Origin of the sequence: Pseudomonas sp. 5Ae-yellow (genome assembly GCF_014077575.1) — a bacterium.
Classification (GTDB): Bacteria; Pseudomonadota; Gammaproteobacteria; order Pseudomonadales; family Pseudomonadaceae; genus Halopseudomonas; species Halopseudomonas neustonica.
On record NZ_JACGWE010000015.1, the window covers coordinates 63,847 to 80,817 of the forward strand.

20 protein-coding genes are annotated in these 16,971 nt (G+C 56.9%); 11 read left to right on the forward strand and 9 right to left on the reverse strand.

The features are described 5' to 3' along the window. Window positions 1-37 precede the first annotated feature (37 nt). Entirely contained in the window at window positions 38-451 is a 414-nt protein-coding gene (locus tag H4J77_RS11235; RefSeq protein WP_123888818.1) for a DUF1330 domain-containing protein, read from the forward strand. Here the strand turns inward: H4J77_RS11235 and H4J77_RS11240 are convergent. From H4J77_RS11240 to H4J77_RS11265, 6 genes are all read right to left on the reverse strand, one after another. After that, window positions 348-1,241: an N-acetylmuramoyl-L-alanine amidase gene (locus tag H4J77_RS11240; protein ID WP_182248487.1), complete on the reverse strand. Its 894-nt coding sequence runs from the start codon at window positions 1,239-1,241 to the stop codon at window positions 348-350. The genes H4J77_RS11235 and H4J77_RS11240 overlap by 104 nt on opposite strands. A 49-nt stretch (window positions 1,242-1,290) precedes the next feature. Then, window positions 1,291-3,057, reverse strand: coding sequence for a GGDEF domain-containing protein (locus H4J77_RS11245; protein WP_182248489.1), 1,767 nt, complete (start codon window positions 3,055-3,057; stop codon window positions 1,291-1,293). 48 nt (window positions 3,058-3,105) lie between these two features. Further along, window positions 3,106-3,975, reverse strand: a complete 870-nt coding sequence (locus H4J77_RS11250; RefSeq protein WP_372237855.1) for an endonuclease/exonuclease/phosphatase family protein — start codon at window positions 3,973-3,975, stop codon at window positions 3,106-3,108. 12 nt (window positions 3,976-3,987) lie between these two features. Beyond that, window positions 3,988-4,620, reverse strand: a complete 633-nt coding sequence (locus H4J77_RS11255; RefSeq protein WP_123888815.1) for a thiol:disulfide interchange protein DsbA/DsbL — start codon at window positions 4,618-4,620, stop codon at window positions 3,988-3,990. Window positions 4,621-5,060: 440 nt separating this feature from the next. Beyond that, the gene (locus H4J77_RS11260; protein ID WP_123888814.1) at window positions 5,061-5,669 is read right to left on the reverse strand and encodes a cytochrome c; all 609 of its coding nucleotides are present in this window, start codon (window positions 5,667-5,669) and stop codon (window positions 5,061-5,063) included. Between the two features lie 18 nt (window positions 5,670-5,687). Continuing rightward, the gene (locus H4J77_RS11265; RefSeq protein WP_123888813.1) at window positions 5,688-5,933 is read right to left on the reverse strand and encodes a hypothetical protein; all 246 of its coding nucleotides are present in this window, start codon (window positions 5,931-5,933) and stop codon (window positions 5,688-5,690) included. 39 nt (window positions 5,934-5,972) lie between these two features. On the opposite strand from H4J77_RS11265, the gene yihA reads away from it, so the two are divergent. Continuing rightward, the gene (gene yihA / locus H4J77_RS11270) at window positions 5,973-6,674 is read left to right on the forward strand and encodes a ribosome biogenesis GTP-binding protein YihA/YsxC (RefSeq protein ID WP_123888812.1); all 702 of its coding nucleotides are present in this window, start codon (window positions 5,973-5,975) and stop codon (window positions 6,672-6,674) included. A gap of 441 nt (window positions 6,675-7,115) precedes the next feature. On the opposite strand, the gene polA is transcribed toward yihA, so the two are convergent. Further along, window positions 7,116-9,860 carry a DNA polymerase I gene (polA, locus tag H4J77_RS11275; RefSeq protein WP_182248491.1) on the reverse strand — a complete coding sequence of 915 codons (2,745 nt, stop codon included), beginning with the start codon at window positions 9,858-9,860 and terminating at the stop codon, window positions 7,116-7,118. A 72-nt stretch (window positions 9,861-9,932) separates the two neighbouring features. Here polA and H4J77_RS11280 point away from each other — a divergent pair, with 72 nt between their 5' ends. The 3 genes from H4J77_RS11280 to H4J77_RS11290 all read left to right on the forward strand — a co-directional run bounded on the left by H4J77_RS11280 (window position 9,933) and on the right by H4J77_RS11290 (window position 11,977). Then, window positions 9,933-10,217 carry a DUF2782 domain-containing protein gene (locus tag H4J77_RS11280; protein ID WP_123888810.1) on the forward strand — a complete coding sequence of 95 codons (285 nt, stop codon included), beginning with the start codon at window positions 9,933-9,935 and terminating at the stop codon, window positions 10,215-10,217. An 8-nt stretch (window positions 10,218-10,225) separates the two neighbouring features. Then, window positions 10,226-11,179 carry a homoserine kinase gene (locus tag H4J77_RS11285; protein WP_182248493.1) on the forward strand — a complete coding sequence of 318 codons (954 nt, stop codon included), beginning with the start codon at window positions 10,226-10,228 and terminating at the stop codon, window positions 11,177-11,179. A 96-nt stretch (window positions 11,180-11,275) separates the two neighbouring features. Continuing rightward, window positions 11,276-11,977, forward strand: a complete 702-nt coding sequence (locus tag H4J77_RS11290; RefSeq protein ID WP_182248495.1) for a mobilization protein MobD — start codon at window positions 11,276-11,278, stop codon at window positions 11,975-11,977. A gap of 48 nt (window positions 11,978-12,025) precedes the next feature. Here H4J77_RS11290 and H4J77_RS11295 read toward each other — a convergent pair whose 3' ends face one another. Beyond that, window positions 12,026-13,498 (reverse strand): NCS1 family nucleobase:cation symporter-1, encoded by a 1,473-nt coding sequence (locus tag H4J77_RS11295; protein WP_182248497.1) that lies wholly within the window; start codon window positions 13,496-13,498, stop codon window positions 12,026-12,028. Between the two features lie 457 nt (window positions 13,499-13,955). Between H4J77_RS11295 and H4J77_RS11300 the strand changes: the two genes are divergently transcribed. The 6 genes from H4J77_RS11300 to H4J77_RS11325 all read left to right on the forward strand — a co-directional run bounded on the left by H4J77_RS11300 (window position 13,956) and on the right by H4J77_RS11325 (window position 16,436). Continuing rightward, a complete protein-coding gene (locus tag H4J77_RS11300) occupies window positions 13,956-14,213 on the forward strand; it encodes a RidA family protein (protein ID WP_220469334.1) in 258 nt (85 codons plus the stop codon). Window positions 14,214-14,216: 3 nt separating this feature from the next. Then, complete coding sequence (locus tag H4J77_RS20385; RefSeq protein ID WP_404940773.1) at window positions 14,217-14,465, forward strand: NADAR family protein; 249 nt, start codon at window positions 14,217-14,219, stop codon at window positions 14,463-14,465. A 144-nt stretch (window positions 14,466-14,609) separates the two neighbouring features. Continuing rightward, the gene (locus H4J77_RS11310) at window positions 14,610-14,969 is read left to right on the forward strand and encodes a hypothetical protein (protein WP_182248499.1); all 360 of its coding nucleotides are present in this window, start codon (window positions 14,610-14,612) and stop codon (window positions 14,967-14,969) included. 71 nt (window positions 14,970-15,040) lie between these two features. Then, on the forward strand, window positions 15,041-15,226 hold the full coding sequence (locus tag H4J77_RS11315) for a hypothetical protein (RefSeq protein WP_182248501.1): 186 nt from the start codon (window positions 15,041-15,043) through the stop codon (window positions 15,224-15,226). An 87-nt stretch (window positions 15,227-15,313) separates the two neighbouring features. Beyond that, window positions 15,314-15,778 (forward strand): hypothetical protein, encoded by a 465-nt coding sequence (locus tag H4J77_RS11320; RefSeq protein ID WP_123888805.1) that lies wholly within the window; start codon window positions 15,314-15,316, stop codon window positions 15,776-15,778. 115 nt (window positions 15,779-15,893) lie between these two features. Then, a complete protein-coding gene (locus H4J77_RS11325; protein ID WP_182248503.1) occupies window positions 15,894-16,436 on the forward strand; it encodes a metal-dependent hydrolase in 543 nt (180 codons plus the stop codon). Between the two features lie 76 nt (window positions 16,437-16,512). Here H4J77_RS11325 and H4J77_RS11330 read toward each other — a convergent pair whose 3' ends face one another. Beyond that, a complete protein-coding gene (locus H4J77_RS11330; RefSeq protein ID WP_220469335.1) occupies window positions 16,513-16,908 on the reverse strand; it encodes a hypothetical protein in 396 nt (131 codons plus the stop codon). Window positions 16,909-16,971 lie beyond the last annotated feature (63 nt).

A 16,971-nucleotide genomic window follows, 5' to 3' on the forward strand; every position in this document is an offset into this window, starting at 1 on the left:
CTGACAGTTAGTCCAGTCCCGCTGCAAAGGAAGTCTAATGCCGAGTCTCAACCCTACCGCCGGTAACCTCAAGACCCTTGTCGAGAAGGTCCCGGCAGATACCCGTATCCAGATGCTCAATCTGCTGCGCTTCAATGCCCATGCCGAGTATCCATCCGGTCACGACGTCAGTCCCTGTTCTGGCCGTGAGGCCTATGCTCGTTATCTGCGTGCGGTGACGGACAAGATGGCGGCGGCAGGCGCCACTATTTTGTTGCAGGGTAAGGCGTTACATACCTTGATCGCCCCGCAGGGCGAGCAGTGGGATCAGGTGCTGATATTCGAGTACCCCAGCCTGTCTGCCTTTCTCAGCCTGCTGGATGATGAGGAGTACACGGCGGCAGCGGTGCACCGGACCGCGGCATTGATGGATTCGCGTCTGGTATGTACCACTGCGGTTGACGCTCACTAAGCAGCGCCTGCGCTTGCGCCGGGACCAGTGCTGCCAGTAATGCGGCGGTCTGGCTGTCGGGCTGTCCTCGATAATCAGCTTGGCGAAAGCGCATCTGAAACGCGGCTATGACGTTGCGGGTGGCGTTATCCAGTTCCCCGCTTTGCGGCACCTTATATCCCCAAACCGCCAGGCTTTGTTGAAACCAGCTTACGGCGGGGATGCGCCCTGCCAGCCACTGTTGCATCTTGGCGACCTCTTGCGCATCAGGCCCGATGGCAACGCCAGCGGCGACCAGTTGCTGCCATGGAAAGAGCGGGCCGGGATCGACCTTGCGTTGCGGTGCTATATCGCTGTGCCCGACTACCGCTTCCGGGCCCAGATCATGGCGCTGCTCAATATCGCGTAGCAGTGTAATTAGCGCGTCGATCTGACGCTGATCCCAAGGCTGCCATTGGCGGCAGTCGCCGCGGTTAACATAGCCGTCATTTACCAGCTCAATGCCGATGGAACTGGAATTGAGCCAGGTACGCCCTTGCCAACTGCTGGCGCCGGCGTGCCAGGCGCGCTGGTTTTCATCCACCAGACGATAAACCATAGGGTCATGGTCACTGATCAGGTAATGGCTGCTGACACCGGCCTCAGTTAAAACCTTGAACGAGCGCTCGAAGCCGGATGAGGTGTAGTGCAGCACTATGTACTGCACGCGGCTGTCCTGGCTAGTTGCCTGATATCGATCGTCAATCACCAGCTGCTCACTGCAGCCGGCGATGAGCGCTAATGCCGGTAGTAGTGTTTTCCAATAGCTCACTGGAGGTTACCCTTAGCGGTCAAGGCGCGCAGGTTAGCACGCCGGGAGATCAGGCGAGCGTGCCGTGGGAATCTTGTATGACCTGATTGCGCCCCTGATCCTTGGCGCTGTACATGGCTTTATCGGCACGCTCGAACACGGTGTCTAGGGTGTCGCCCTTACAGAACTGGGTGTAGCCGATTGAAATAGTGACTCTCACCGGCTCGTTCTTGAAGTGGAATGGGCTACCCTCAATGCCAGCGCGTAGCTCCTCCAGCGCAATCGCGCCTTGTTCCAGTGTGGTGCCCGGCATTAGCACCACAAACTCTTCACCGCCAAAGCGACCGATGTAGTCGGTTTTGCGCAGTCGGCGTGATAGCTGTAGTGCAATCAGGCGCAATACCTTGTCACCTGCCAGGTGGCCAAAACGGTCGTTGATTGATTTGAAGTGGTCGACGTCCAGTACTACCAGCAGCAATTGTCCGCCATAGCGCTGCCAGCGTTCAAACTCTTCGCTCATGCGTTTTTGCAAGCCGGCGCGGTTGGCCAGACCGGTGAGCGTATCGATCATCGCTTGCTGGCGTTGTTCTTCCAGATGCTTGCGGAATGTCTGCGCCTCCACTTCCATCACCTGGATGCGCTCTACCATAGTGGTCAGTCGCTCAGACACCTTGCTGTCACGCGCTTCGCGCCTGTCGCGCGCGAGGTCTACCTTGCTCAGTAGCGAGCTAAGCTTGGCCTCGACATTAGCTTTCAGGGTATCCAGGTCTTCCGCTTCGCGCACATCTTCATGCAGCACTTTAACTTCATCGCGAATGTCGACTTCCAGTGTTCGGTCGGTCTCCAAAGAGTCAACGTACGAGCTTTGCGCATCTTCCAGGTTGCCCTGAAACTGACTAAGGCGCTGGTTGAGTTGCTGCAGGTAACTCTCAAATTCGACCTGTCGGTTTTGCTGGGAATTCAATACCAGCGCCGCTAGTGCATCAAGTACCGCCGTAAGCTCATACCAGTTCAGGCCCTTGCTGACCTGGTCACGCAGTCGCTGACAGTCAGTCTCCTGCTGCTCCAGCAGCTGCATGCCATTGAGCAAATTTAGCAGGATGGATTCGACATGAGCGGCGACTTTTGAGTAGTTTTGCTCCTCTCCGCTGATATTGCCGGACACCTTTGCGCTGGTTTCGGGCATATCGTCGGCTGCGATTTCTATTGCTGTCTCTGCCGCAGGGGCCGCTTCTGTGGCTGGCTGTTCCAGGCTGGTAGCAGCTTGCTCGGCGAGCAAAGGTTCTTCAGGTGGCGATGCTGGAAGCTCTGCCAGTTCATCGATCTGGGAATGCCCCGCAGGCGTTTCGCTGGGCTTACTGAATAGCCGGGACCAAAGGCCTGATGAACTCTGTTCCGGTGTGCTGTTCAAGGCCGCAGCCTGCAGCTGTGTCAGCTCTTGCAGCAACTTGGGTAGGCTTTGCGCGATATTATCCTGCGCATCGAGCTGCTTGCTCAAGGCGCGCAATGCTCTATCAGTCTCCTTGGGTGGATCACGTTCTTGCAGTTGGCGAATCAATTTCTTCAATAGTGCGCAGACTTGGTCCCTGCGTTGCTGGCGTGATTGGTCTGCAGCCAAGACAGCCCGTTCGAGGTCAGGCAGCAGTGCCGTAAGCATGGACGCCGGTGCGTCACTGCGCAGCGAGTTACGCAGCTCTTTCAAGCGGCGATCCAGCAGTGGATCAATGCCCTCTGCCGCAATACTTACGCGTACGAGTCCGCGCTTAAGCATTTCTTCTTGCTCGCTTGGCTCTCTGGATTGCTCCGAACTGGAAGAATATGGGTGGGTGGCAGACATGCAGGCTCCAGATGTTTCCAGAGATTATAGGTGAACCACAAATTCTGGCTAGCCTTGTGAGCTCGGTTTGCAGAGAGTGTCAGGTAGGCGAATATGCATGGCGACCGGTAAATGATCAGAGATGGCGTGTGGCAGCACGTCTACCTGTTCAATGCTCAGGCTGGGGCTGATCAAAATATGATCCAGCACCTTGGCGGGCTTCCAGCTTGGATAGGTGCCCGGTAGCGTCGCCGTGTGCAGCTTACTGCCCTGCAATGGTGATTTTTCCAGGAGATCTTCGGCATGGGTATTCATATCGCCCATCAGTACCACGTGGCGGTGATCTGCAATGCGTTCGCGAATATAGGCCAACTGATTGGCGCGCCCTTTGGGGCTGAGCGCTAGATGCATCATGACCACCAACAAGGACTCTTCGCCTTGGCCGTACTGGGTCAGGATTGCGCCGCGTCCAGGCAGTATGCCCGGCAGTTTGTGATCTTCCAGCAGCTCAGGCGCATAGCGGCTCAGCAACCCGTTGGAATGCTGGGCAAAGCGTCCAAGGTTACGGTTGAGTTGTTGATACCAGTAGGGGAAGCCACATTCGCGGGCAAGATGTTCCACTTGATTGATGAAGCCCGAGCGCAGGCTGCCGCCGTCTACTTCCTGTAAGGCTACCAGGTCGAAATCGCTCAGCAGTTGGGCGACTTTGCCCAGCTGTATATGCCGACCGGCATGGGGCAGCAGGTGCTGCCAGCTGCGAGTCAGGTAGTGGCGATAATGCTGAGTATTGTTGCCGACTTGAATGTTGAAGCTGAGCAGGCGCAGCACATCGGGCAGCTTCTGCTCACAGGGAGTGCACTCGTGGTTGGTGCGTAGCTCGGCTGGCGACATGGAGCCGCGTGAATTACGAAAGCCTTTTATGTTGCCAGCCGATAGCATGCGAGCGTTCCTTTACTGTGCTTGACGTTCCTGCTCGACCAGATACTCGGCAATTTTCAGCATATTCTCGAAGCTGCCAGCCATCTTGCCTTCAATGCGGTACTTGCCATTGACGATCAGGCAAGGCACGCCGGTAGCGCGATAAGCACGTGCGAGCTGCTCGGCCTGGCTCATCTTGCTCTTCACGCCAAAGGAGTTCCACGCTTTATTGAAGTCTTCCTCGCTGATGCCATAGGGCTCAAGGAACTCGACCATGACCTCTTCGGTGTTCAGGCGATTGTTCTCTCTGTGGATAGCATTGAACACGGCGTCATGGGTTTCATCCAGTTTGCCGAGACTTTCCAGGGTGTAGAACAGTTGAGCGTGGGTGTTCCAGTCGCCGCCAAACATGGCGGGAACCGGACGGAAATTAACATCTTCAGGCAAGGTTTCTGACCAGGCGTGCAGCGTTGGCTGGAACGAAAAACAATGCGGGCAGCCGTACCAGAATAGTTCGGCCACTTCGATTTTGTCGGGGTCCTGGGTAGTGGCAGGCGTAGGCAGTACGGCGTAATGCACACCGGCCTGGTAAGGCGCCTCTTGCGCCTGAGCCATACCGAAGCTGCCGAGCAGCCAGATCAGACCAACGGTTAACAACGCACGCATGTAGTTCTCCAAAGACAGGTAGTAGGCGTATATCTTAGCTTTTCAGACCCGACAGTAGAACAAAGATTCCCCGATTACCAGACGCAAGCTGTGGCGCTATGTTGCCAGTCAATAGCATACGAGCTGTCCTTTACTCTGCCTTAGGTTCCTGTTCGACCAGATACTCGGCAATTTTCGGCATGTTCTCGAACTGCCAGCCATTCTGCCTTCAATACGGTGCTTACCATTGGCGACCAGGAAGGGAATGGGCCCTCGATACGGTCGCTCATTGTCAGCTGTCGGGCTGCTCTGCTCTTGGCGGACGTTTTGGCTTTGCGGGCCGGTAATGCGCCTTTATTACCTGCAGCGTCTGCGGGCAGCCACAAGAGCGGGCTTGGTACGAAAACGCAGACAAAAAAAAGGATGGCCTGAGCCATCCTTTTTTACAGCGAGCTTAGCGTTTAGCGCAGGCCTTCGATGTAGCTGGCAACGGCGGCAATGTCTTTGTTGCTAAGGCGGCTGGCAACGGTGCGCATGATCATGGCGTCGCCATCATTGGTGCGATTGCCTTCGCGGAAGTCAGTCAGCTGCTTGGCCGTGTAGGTAGCATGCTGGCCAGCCAGATGCGGGAAGCCCGCTGGCGAGTTGCCCTTGCCTGTAGGTGAGTGACAGCCGGTACAGGCTGGCAGGCCTGTGGCCATATCGCCGCCGCGGAAGATGGCTTCGCCACGCTCAGCTAGCGCCGGATCAGCTACGCCCATGGTTTGGGTCTGGGCAGAGAAATAGGCTGCGATATCAGCCAGGTCCTGCTCGTCCAGATCAGTCAGCAAACCGGTCATCTCTACTACGTTACGGTTACCTTCCTTGATGTCAGTCAGTTGTTTGAGCAGATAGCGCTCGCCCTGACCAGCCAGTTTGGGGAAGTTAGGCGCCGCGCTGTTACCATCGGCACCATGACATGCCCCGCAGACGGCTACTTTGGCTTGGCCCGCTTCGGCATCGCCTTGAACAGCGTGCGCTGAGGTGGCAAAGCCCAGAGTCAATACCAGACTAACGAGTAGTTTATTCATCGGCTAATCCAATTACGGCTAAAAGAAAAATGATGGCTTTGCCTGTTGTCCGGCCTTGATGACCGCGTTTTCTTCACAGGTTGCCTTATAGTTGCCCATGCTAGCTGCCGCCTTCGTCCGGCGCAATGGTCGAACTGCCGCAGGCACAGGAATATGGGCATTGAATACCGATAAATTGCCTTTAAAGCAAACGCAAGGCAATTGGTCAGTGCTTCCCACAACCGCGGCATTATATACTAAGCTCGCCGCAAACGTGAATGTCATCAGCTTTCCAGCCCGTTGGGCGGAATCAACAGGTTTCCCATGTCGTCTACAACTCCCCTCGTATCTCTCTGCCAACAGGCCACTTTTATCAAGAGCGCCAGCCTGGTTGAGCAATGCCCCGCCGATATTGGCCTGGAAGTCGCCTTCGCCGGGCGCTCCAACGCCGGTAAGTCCAGCGCGCTCAATACGCTAACCCACGCCCGTCTGGCGCGCACCTCGAAAACGCCGGGTCGCACGCAGCTGATCAACTTTTTCAAGTTGGACGATGATCGCCGTCTGGTTGACCTGCCCGGTTATGGCTACGCCAAGGTGCCGCTGGAACTGAAAGAGCACTGGAAGCAGCATCTGGATGCCTATCTGACGCAGCGCAACAGCCTGGCTGGCGTTGTGCTGGTAATGGATATCCGCCATCCGCTATCTGAATTTGACTGCATGATGCTCGATTGGGCGCAGATGAGTAATATTCCTGCTCACGTGCTGCTCAGTAAATCAGACAAGCTGGCGTTTGGTGCGGCCAAAAATGCGCTATTGAAAATTCAGAGCACGATGCGCAAGAGCTTTGGCGAGATGTCGACCGTACAGCTATTTTCCGCGCCCAAGCGTCAAGGGATAGAAGAAGCTTATGCTCGCCTGGAGCAGTGGCTTTATCCACCAGAGGAGGAGCTGATGGGCGACCACCTGGACGAAGATGAACCAGAAGAGCTGAGTGATGACGACTGGGGTGATGATGCTGCGGATTGATCGTCCGCACTAAATCGCAGGCAAAAAAAACCCCGAGCTTCTATGGGGAGGGAGGCTCGGGGTTAACTACCGGGCTGTGCTAGGAAAGGGAGTGCCCGGTTTTCTGCCAACACTAAATCACATCTAAGGAGCATGAATGGCTGGTAAGCCGTCCATGTAAGGTCTGACGGATTGGTTGCAGCTAAGTTCAAAAAAAGATTTAGATCGGTTGGTTATGAAAACCCCGGCGCTTAAGCGCCGGGGTTTTCATGCGTGAAGCTTGAAGCTTGAAGCGCTCCGTGCGCGCTTGGCCGTTTGCGCTTCAAATGGAGCTTCTCTAGGGAAAGGAAACTTGACCGCCGGACGCCAGGCGCCATGCTTATTAAGCTTCCAGCTTCCAGCTTCCAGCTTCCAGCTTCCAGCTTCCAGCTTCCAGCTTCCAGCTTCCAGCTTCCAGCGCGCCTAGTGCGCCTCATCCCAATTATTACCCACGCCCACTTCGACCAGTAGCGGCACATCCAAATCGGCTGCCTCGCCCATGTGGTCCTTGAGGCCCTGGCTGACGGCATCGATCTGGTCTTCGCGCACTTCCAGTACCAGTTCATCGTGTACTTGCATGATGACGCGGGCGTCCAGTTTGCTCTCAGTCAGCCATTGATCGACCTTGATCATGGCGCGTTTGATGATGTCGGCGGCGGTGCCTTGCATGGGCGCGTTGATGGCGGTGCGCTCGGCGCCCTTGCGCATGGCCGGGTTCTTGGCGTTGATTTCAGGTAAATACAGACGGCGGCCAAACAGGGTTTCAACATAGCCCTGCTCGCTGGCTTGCTCGCGGGTACGTTCCATATAGGCCAGTACGCCGGGGTAACGGGCGAAGTAGCGGTCGATATAGGCCTGAGCCTGCTTGCGATCAACATCAATCTGCTTGGCCAGACCAAAGGCGCTCATACCGTAGATCAGACCAAAGTTGATCGCCTTGGCGCTGCGGCGCTGCTCGGTGGTGACTGCATCCAGTTCAACCCCGAATACTTCGGCGGCGGTGGCCTTGTGCACGTCGAGGTTGTGCTTGAAGGCATCCAGCAAACCGGGGTCTTGCGCCAGGTGGGCCATGATGCGCAGCTCGATTTGCGAGTAGTCGGCGGCCAGTACCTTGTAACCCTTGGGGGCGATAAACGCCTGACGGATACGACGCCCCTCGGCGCTGCGGATCGGAATGTTCTGCAGGTTCGGGTCGGAGGATGACAGGCGTCCGGTCGCGGCTACCGCCTGATGGTAAGAGGTGTGAATGCGCCCAGTGCGCGGGTTGATCTGCTCCGGCAGGCGGTCGGTATAGGTGCTCTTCAACTTGCTGACGCTGCGGTACTGCATGATCACCTGCGGCAACTCGTAGCCCTGCTCGGCCAGCTCGGCCAGAACCGATTCCGCCGTGGAAGGCTGGCCCTTGGCGGTTTTCGACAGTACCGGCAAGCCCTGCTTTTCATAGAGGATAGCGCCGAGCTGCTTGGGTGAGCCCAGGTTGAACTCCTGCCCGGCCAGCGCGAAGGCTTCACGCTCCAGCGCGACCATCTTGATGCCCAGCTCAATGCTCTGTTCACCGAGCAGTTTGGCATCGACCAGCGCGCCGCAGCGCTCAATGCGCGCCAGCACCGGCATCAGCGGCATTTCGATCTCCTGCAGCACCTTGGCTACGCGCTCCTGCGGTTGCAGCTTGGCCCACAGGGTTTGGTGCAAACGCAGGGTGACATCGGCGTCTTCTGCGGCATAGGGCCCGGCCTGCTCCAGTGCGATCTGATCGAAGGTCAGCTGTTTGGCGCCTTTACCGGCGATATCCTGAAACTTGATGGTGCTCTGGCCCAGGTATTTCAGCGCCAGGCTGTCCATATCATGGCGGGTTGCAGTGGCGTCCAGCACATAGGATTCCAGCATGGTGTCAAAGGCCACGCCCTGCACATTGATGTCGTAATGCGCCAGTACATTGATGTCGTACTTGGCATGCTGCGCCACCTTGGCCTTGTTCGGATCTTCCAGGTAGGGCTTGAGTGCCGCGAGCACTGCGTTGCGATCCAGTTGATCGGGCACGCCCATATAGCTGTGCGCAACCGGGATATAAGCGGCTTCGTGCGGGCTAACCGCGAGTGAGACGCCAACCAGCTCGGCCAGTTGCGCATGAATACTGGTGGTCTCGGTATCAAAGGCGAACAGCTCGGCGGCCTTGAGCTTGTCTAGCCAGCGCTCAAAGTCAGCCTGTTCGGTGATGGTTTCGTAGTTGTTTTCCTGCTCTGGCTCGATAGCTGCGGCAGCATCACCGCTAATGGCGGCGGCCTTGGCTTCGCGTTGCAGGTCGTCCAGCCAGGTCTTGAATTCCAGTTCCTGATACAGCTCGGCCAGGGCTTCGCGGTTGGCCGGTGTGGGCATGAGCGCATCAGCGCGAACATCCAGCTCAACGTCGAGTTTGATGGTCGCCAGCGCGTAGGACATGTAGGCCATGTCCTTGTGTTCGGCCAGCTTCTCGGGCAGCTTCTTGGCGCCGCGAATAGGCAGCTCGGGCACTTTGTCGAGGTTGGCGTAGATCACATCCAGCCCGCCGCCGAGGCCGGTCAGCAGACCCAGCGCGGTTTTCTCGCCGACGCCGGGCACGCCCGGAATGTTATCGACCTTGTCGCCCATCAGCGCCAGGTAATCGATGATCAGCTCCGGGCCAATACCAAATTTTTCTTTTACCCCTTCAATATCCATCACGGTGTTGGTCATGGTGTTGACCAGGGTGATGTGCGCATCAACCAACTGGGCCATATCCTTATCGCCGGTAGAGATCACCACGGCACGGCCATGGGCGGCACTTTCGCGTGCCAGGGTGCCAATCACGTCGTCCGCCTCTACGCCTTCAACACAGAGCAGCGGCAGGCCCAGGGCCTTGACGCTGGCGTGCAGTGGCTCAATCTGTACGCGCAGATCATCGGGCATAGGCGGGCGATGGGATTTGTATTGCTCGAACATGGTGTCGCGGAAGGTCGGTCCCTTGGCATCAAAAACCACCCCTATGGGGCTATCCGGATACTGTTTGCGCAGGCTCTTGAGCATGTTGAGCACGCCCTTGACCGCACCCGTGGGCAGGCCTTTTGAGGTCATCAGCGGTGGCAGTGCGTGGAAGGCTCGGTACAGGTACGAGGAGCCATCTACTAAAACGAGGGGAGCGGAGTCAGTCATGCGTCAGGTCAACATTTCCGGAGGTAATGGGGCTAGAATAGGGGTGTCATCAAACAATAGGACAAGACTACCATGATTCGACTATTTGGCCGTGGCCTGGCCGTGCTCCTGCTGGCATCCAGCTTCTCGGTAATGGCGCAGGATGCCGTCACTGGCGAACCGGATGTCACCATCCGGGAAGAAGGCGATCGCACTGTTGAAGAGTACCGGGTAAATGGCTTTCTCTATGCTATCAAGGTGATCCCCACCAGCGGCGCGCCCTACTATCTGGTTGCCGTTGATGACGAAGGCAACTATGTGCGCTCCGACCAGCCCGACGGCCTGCGTATTCCCTCCTGGAAAATCTTCGAGTGGTGAGCTGAGTTATGTCGGTCTTTACCGAGGTCAGTCGCGCTCAACTTGAAGACTTCCTGGCGGGGTTTGCGCTGGGGCGGTTGATCGAGTTTGCTGGCATCAGTGGCGGCAGTGAGAACAGCAACTTCTTTGTCAGCTGCAGTTCTGGCGATTATGTTCTGACGCTCGTCGAGCGCGGCGACGTTGATGCATTGCCGTTTTTTATTGAGCTACTGGAGCGGCTGCATCAGGCCGGGCTTTCGGTGCCCTATGCGATTGCTGATCGCCAGGGCCAGTGCCTGCATCAGCTCAACGGCAGGCCAGCGCTGCTGCAGCCCAGGCTTCCTGGCCAGCATGTAGATCATCCCGATCCTACCCATTGTCAGGCTGTGGGGCGTTGGTTAGCGCAGCTGCACAATGCCACTGCTGACTCGCCCATGGCGCGGCCGAGCGAGCGCGGGCTGGAATGGATGTTGCGGCAGACCCTGCAACAGCTGGCAGATAGCCCCGCGCTGCATAACAGCCAGCTCGATGCCTTGCTGGGTGCGCTCGCCGACTGGCAACTGACCGACCCCGGACTACCGCGTTCGGTGCTGCACGCCGATCTGTTTCGCGATAACGTCATGTTTGAAGGGCACCACCTCAGTGGCGTGATCGATTTTTATAACGCAGCCAGTGGCTGGACCCTCTATGACGTCGCCATCGCGGTGAATGACTGGTGCTTGAACGCTGATGCCAGTGTTGATGCCAAGCGCGCCCAGGCGCTGCTGGCCGGTTATGCCAGTCTGCGTCATTTCACCCCCGCCGAGGCTCGGTGCTGGCCGGATATGTTGCGGGTAGCGGCGTTGCGTTTTTGGCTTTCTCGTCGCCTGGCAGCCGATCAGCACGCAGGGCAGCAAGGTGTGTTGGTTAAAGACCCTGAGCATTTCATGCGGGTACTGATTCAGCATCAGCGCGTAGCCGTTGGCTTGCCGCTGGCGCTCTAAGCGCATCAATGCGGCTGGTTTTGTCATCGCCGGGACGCAATACTGGCCTATATTTCGCATTCACTCAGTGTTTATGATCACCAATAGGGAAGGCCCATGAGCACCATTCATTTCGTTGGCGGCGAGAAAGGCGGCGTTGGTAAATCCGTGGTTTCGCGCCTGCTGTCTCAGTTTTTTCTGGATAACGGCCTGCTCTATGCCGGGTTTGATGCGGACCAGTCCCACGCGACCCTCACGCACTACTACCCGGAGTTCACCCGGCCCATCGTGCTGGACGATTTTGAAAGCATCGATCAGATTGTTGAACTGGCCACCGATGAAGAAGACAAGCAGTTGCTGGTCGACCTACCCTCGCAGAGTCAGCGGTTTCTGGATCGTTGGCTGGAGGATAGCGGTGTACTGGAGATGTGTGATGAGCTGGGGCTCAAAACGGTATTCTGGTATGTGGTAGACGGCGGCCGCGACTCGGTCATGCTGCTGGAAACCTTTCAGCAGAAGTATGGCTCGGTCATGCCCTTTGTGGTGGTCAAAAATCACGGTTGCGGCAGCGACTTCAGGGATATTGATACGGTGTTGGCCAAGGGCTTTTCCAACCGCCTGCTGGCCGTAGTGGATATTCCCGAGCTGCACACGGCCACCCTGCACCGCATCGACAAGCTGGCCCTCAGCTTCTGGTCGGCGATCAACATCAAGAGCAGTGATGGTGCAAATCTGAGCATGATGGAACGTCAGCGCACCAAGGTGTGGCTGCGCAAGGCCTGCCAATCCATCGGCGAGGCATTTCAGCGTATCCAGTAAAGCAATAATGCTGCACCGGGCCTGCATGGCGCGGTGCAGTTACCCCTTTCAGCTCTGGTTTTCAGCTGTTTTGGCTTGATGCAGCGCGGCCGCGTTGTGCATCAGTGCGTAATGCAGCACCGCACCCAACAAGGCGCCCAGCAACCAGGAGTAGCCCTGCAGTTGGCTCAACGCAGGTGTCCACACGGACGCCACTGAGAAGATCGAGGCTACGGCAAAGGAGATCATTGCTTTGCGGTTCCAGCCGCCATCAAAGTAGTAGGTAGACCCCACCTTGGAACTGAACAGGTCCTGCAGGTTCAGCTGCTGCTTACGTACCAGGTAGTAATCCGCGACTATGATGCCGTATAGCGGTGCCAGGATCGCCCCTAGGGTATCAACAAAGGCTGCGATGCCCACCTGACTTATAAACGACACCCAAAGCGCGCCAATAAAGAAGGCAATAGCCGCTGTGATAAAGCCGCCGGTGCGCGCGCTGATGCGCGAGGGTGCCAGGTTGGCAATGTCGTACGCGGGTGGAATGAAGTTGGCCACCAGGTTGATGCCCACGGTTGCAGCAAAGAAGGTGAGCGCCGCAATGATGGTCAGCGTCAGGCTGTCGACTCGGGCGACAATATCGGTCGGGTTGGTCAGGGTTTCACCAAAGACCACCACAGTGCCGGCGGTAATTACCAAGGCAATCAGCGAGAAAATTGCCAGGCTGACCGGCAGGCCAAGAAAGTTGCCCTTGGTCATCTGCTTCTCGTTGGTTACGAAGCGGGCGAAGTCACCGTAGTTGATTACCACCGCCGCAAAGTAGGCGACCATGGTGCCCACCACCGCAAAGAAAGCGGCAACCGGGCCGGTCTTGTACTCGCCAGTGCCACTGAAAATACTGCCCAGCTCATTCCACAAACTGGGCCCGGCCTGATACCAGATGATCAGCATCAGTGCGATCATCACCACATACACCAGTGGGCCAGCCCAGTTCAGAAAGCGGGTAATCCATGCCATGCCGCGCACAAAGAGCATGACCTGAAAGGCGCAGACCAGACAGTAAGATACCCAGCCAACCGTGGTCATCCCCAGAAACGTCGCCGCGTCAGCCGGTGACTCCAGCACCGCGTTTAGCAGCAGCGCTACCGCGGTAGAGGCAAAGTAGGTCTGCACGCCATACCAGAAGATCGCCACGATTCCGCGAACCACCGCAGGGAAGTTGGCGCCACGCACGCCCATACTGGAGCGCGCCATCACCGGGAAGGGAATGCCGTATTTAACGCTGGGTTTACCGGTCAGCTGCACCAGCCCCATGACGATAAAGCCCGCCAATACGATGCCGCCCAGTACCGCCCAGCCGCTCAGGCCGTAGGAAATAAATAGCGTTGCCGCCAGCGTATAGCCAAACAGGCTCTGAATATCGTTGGACCACACATTGAAGATCTCGAACCAGCCCCAGTTGCGCTTGCTCGGTGGCAATGGCGCCAGGTCTTCGTTGTGTAGCGACGGGTCGATGTCGTGTATCTGAAAGTCGTCGTTAGCCATGGGCCGTTCCTTGCGTCTTGTTGTGGTTGCCAAACAGGGCCTGAGTTCACCGCCCTGCCGGTTGCGCTTGCACGTTCTATACCTTCCTTCCACCACCGACCCATTGGCCGTAAAAACGCGCGAGGCAAGGCAAAAAACCGAGCCAGCTAACGCCTGGTGCGCGGAAAGGTCGCATATTGTGTACAAAAAAGGCCAGATTTTGTATCCAAAAATGTAGTGGATGCAAAAAAACGCTACATAAAGGCGCAAAGACGGGCTCGTTTTTGCCATCTATGCTGATTGTCTGCTTAGCCGTTCGGGCGTTAGCACTCACAAGAGGCATCAACCTATGACTCGCACATTCATCACATCCGGGCCGGGCTTGCCCAATTGGTCGAACCCGATTAGCCATGCGGTGGTCGTAGACAAGCTCTGCTTTGTTAGCGGGCAGCTATCGGTCAACGAATAGGGTGTTTATGTGCCGGGTAGCATTCTTGAAGAAGCAACGCGGGCATTTCAGAATGTGTTTGCGGCGCTCACCGCCGCAGGTTTCGACAAGAGCGAGATTGCGTACATTGATATCGCCTTTGCCGACCTGTCTCAGCTTGGTGAGGTTAACGCCCTGTATATGGCATTGTTTCCTGAAGGTAAGCGGCCGGCGCGAACAGTGTATGAGGCGGCCCGGCTGCCCTTTGATGGTAAAGTGAAGATTGTGGCGACCGCAGCTAAAGACTGACGGTTGCCTCCCAATCAGCCCTATGCCTGCAGGGCTGCGCAGAAGGTTTTAAGCGCACAAAACCCTGGTGCGGCGAAAGCCATTGGCCGGGAGGTGGTTGGGTTCGATCAAGCCCTGTGGGCCGAGAAACGCTTTGAGATAGTGGTAAACGCCAACCTGGCGAAGTTCTCACAAAGCAGTACGTTGCGCGCGTTTTTATTGAGCACCGGAGATAGGGTGCTGGTTGAAGCAAGCCCGGTAGACAGCATTTAGGGCATCGGCCTGGCTCAGGACGATGCCGGAGCAGAAGATCCCGCTCGATGGAAAGGCCTCAACCTGCTTGGGTTTGCTTTGATGGACGCACGAGATCAATTAGCTGAACGCTAATGAGCCCAAGAGGGCTAACCAGGAGAGCACATGAAGCAGACACTGATTGTTTTGGCCGTACTATTGATAGCTGCGTGCACTAGCGCGAAGCCCGTATCGCAAGGCAAGGGGGCTAGTGTAGAGGTATTTGTAGACGATGGTTCCGTCCAGTGCGGCCCAGCGGGTCTGGCCCCGCAAGCCACCGCAAAAACATTGATTGATCACGGCATAAAAGTAAGCCGCTCTACCTGCGGGTACATGGATGGCATGGCGTTTCCTTCCGTTTGTGGTGGCGGAGATGGCAGCATCAATGTGCACACCATCGCGGCAGACCAGCTGCAGCCAGCGGTTGATCTTGGCTACACGCCAGTCAGCAAACTACCCAGTGGCTATATTGAGACCTGCGATTAATGGACCTGTCATAGCGTAAGTAGTGGTGCCGACCTTAAAATCTGGCTAGGGGCGCCAGGCAGATTTTCGACTTGCAGATTGAGTTGGTGCAGACCTCCTGCGGCTTTGCTGTGCCCTTCTATGAGTTCAAGGCCGAGCGCGACACACTGACTAAATGGGCCGATGGCAGGGGTGCAGAGGGCGTCGAGACTTACTGGTCAGAGAAGAACCTACTGAGCCTGGATGGCAAAAAGACGGGTATGGTGACGCAGGACTAGTTGGCTCTGATCGTCGCGATACTTGGCTGACAGCGCTTATTCGCTTGATCGATAACGGGCAGATCAACTTTGCTCCGGGGTAATTAGATGAACAGGATGTTAGCGCTACTGCTGTTACTCGGGACCGGTTACGCACAGGCCGAGGGTTTGTGCGCTGAAGGCGAGACGGTCGCTTTTTCGTGCGGTGTGGGCAGTAAAAGCCTGTCGGTTTGTGGGCTCGCCGATGACACGCTGAGCTATCGCTTTGGTACCCCTGAGCGCGTGGAGCTGGAGATAACCGCGCCGATTCACTTCAGTCGCACGGCCTACAGCGGTGGCGGTGAGGGTAATTTGACCTTTGCTGCTGGCCGCTACAAGTATGTCGTCTATTCCAGTATCAGCAATGGTGATTGGCTGGCCGATGGTGGTCGAGACAAGATAGAGAGGGCCGGTGTTTATGTGGTCAAGGATGACAAGTTGCTGGCGGATATACCCTGCAAAAGCTACTCAGCAGAGCACTTCATTCGCCAGCTGCCGGCGCATGAGGAGGAGGCGTTCGAGTACTACCGGTAACCTGTAAATAAGGCTACTGACAGTGCGCGTGAAACCCGGGGCAAAAGGCGTGGTCACAGGTTGGCGCGGAGTCGTTTCGCCCGCAAGTCCCCTGTTGAATAGGCGCTAGACTCCGATGCTGATTGCCCACCTGCCGTCCGGCTACATTCTTTCCAGTTACCTGCTCGAACGGGTGCGCGCGCTGCCAGTCAAAGCCTCATGGGTGATCGCTGCCGGCATGCTGGGCGCTGTGGCGCCGGACTTCGACATGCTTTACTTCCTGTTTGTCGACCACGGTCAGACGCACCATCATCGTTACATGACGCACTGGCCGTCCCTATGGTTGGGCTTGATCGCCTTTGCCTTGGGCTGGCGTTGGTTGGGGCGGCAGTCGGCGGCGGCCTGGTTACTGCTGATATTCAGCCTGGGCGGCATGCTGCATGTGTTGCTGGATACCCTGGCCGGTGACATCTGGTGGTTTGCGCCACTGGTTGATCAACGCTATGCGCTGGTCAAGGTGACCGCGCGTTATCAGCCGTGGTGGCTGAATTTTGTTATCCATTGGGTGTTTTTGGTGGAGCTGACGATTTGCGCCTGGGCGTTCTGGCGTTGGCGTTTGCGGCATTCATGGGGCATGATAAGGGGAGCTCAGTGCGGTAACACGCACGCGCAGGATTGATCTGCGCGCCGCTGTCTGTCTTTGGGGTGAGCGCGGCAACGCTATTCGTGTGCCGCGCTCAATTGGCAACCAAGCTTCAGAACATCCAGCTTTTGGGGTTAGGGTGCGGTTGTTGGCTATCCAGTGCCTGGAGACCCTTGATGCAGCGTACGATCAGCCATACCACCCAGAAGAGGAGCACGAGGTAGCCGACCAGTAGCAGGGCAAACAGGCAGCCGACAAAAATATACAAAGCGCCGATCCAGAAGGTGCGAATCTGAAACTGATAATGGCTTTTCAGCCATTCCGGCGCGTTGTCTTTGTTCACGTAAGCGAGGACGACACCTACGATGCCGGTAATGCCCATTACGAGCCCAACCATATACAGGATATAAACAATCTTGGCTGTTCCTGCATCGTTTGCAGAGAGGGTGGTCTCAAGGACCAAGTGCAACAACTGAGATAGAGTGTTGCCATGAGAACCTATACGCATTTAACCACTGACGAACGGGTCGCCTTGATGCTGATGCAAGGCCAAGGATTGAGCCTACGCTCC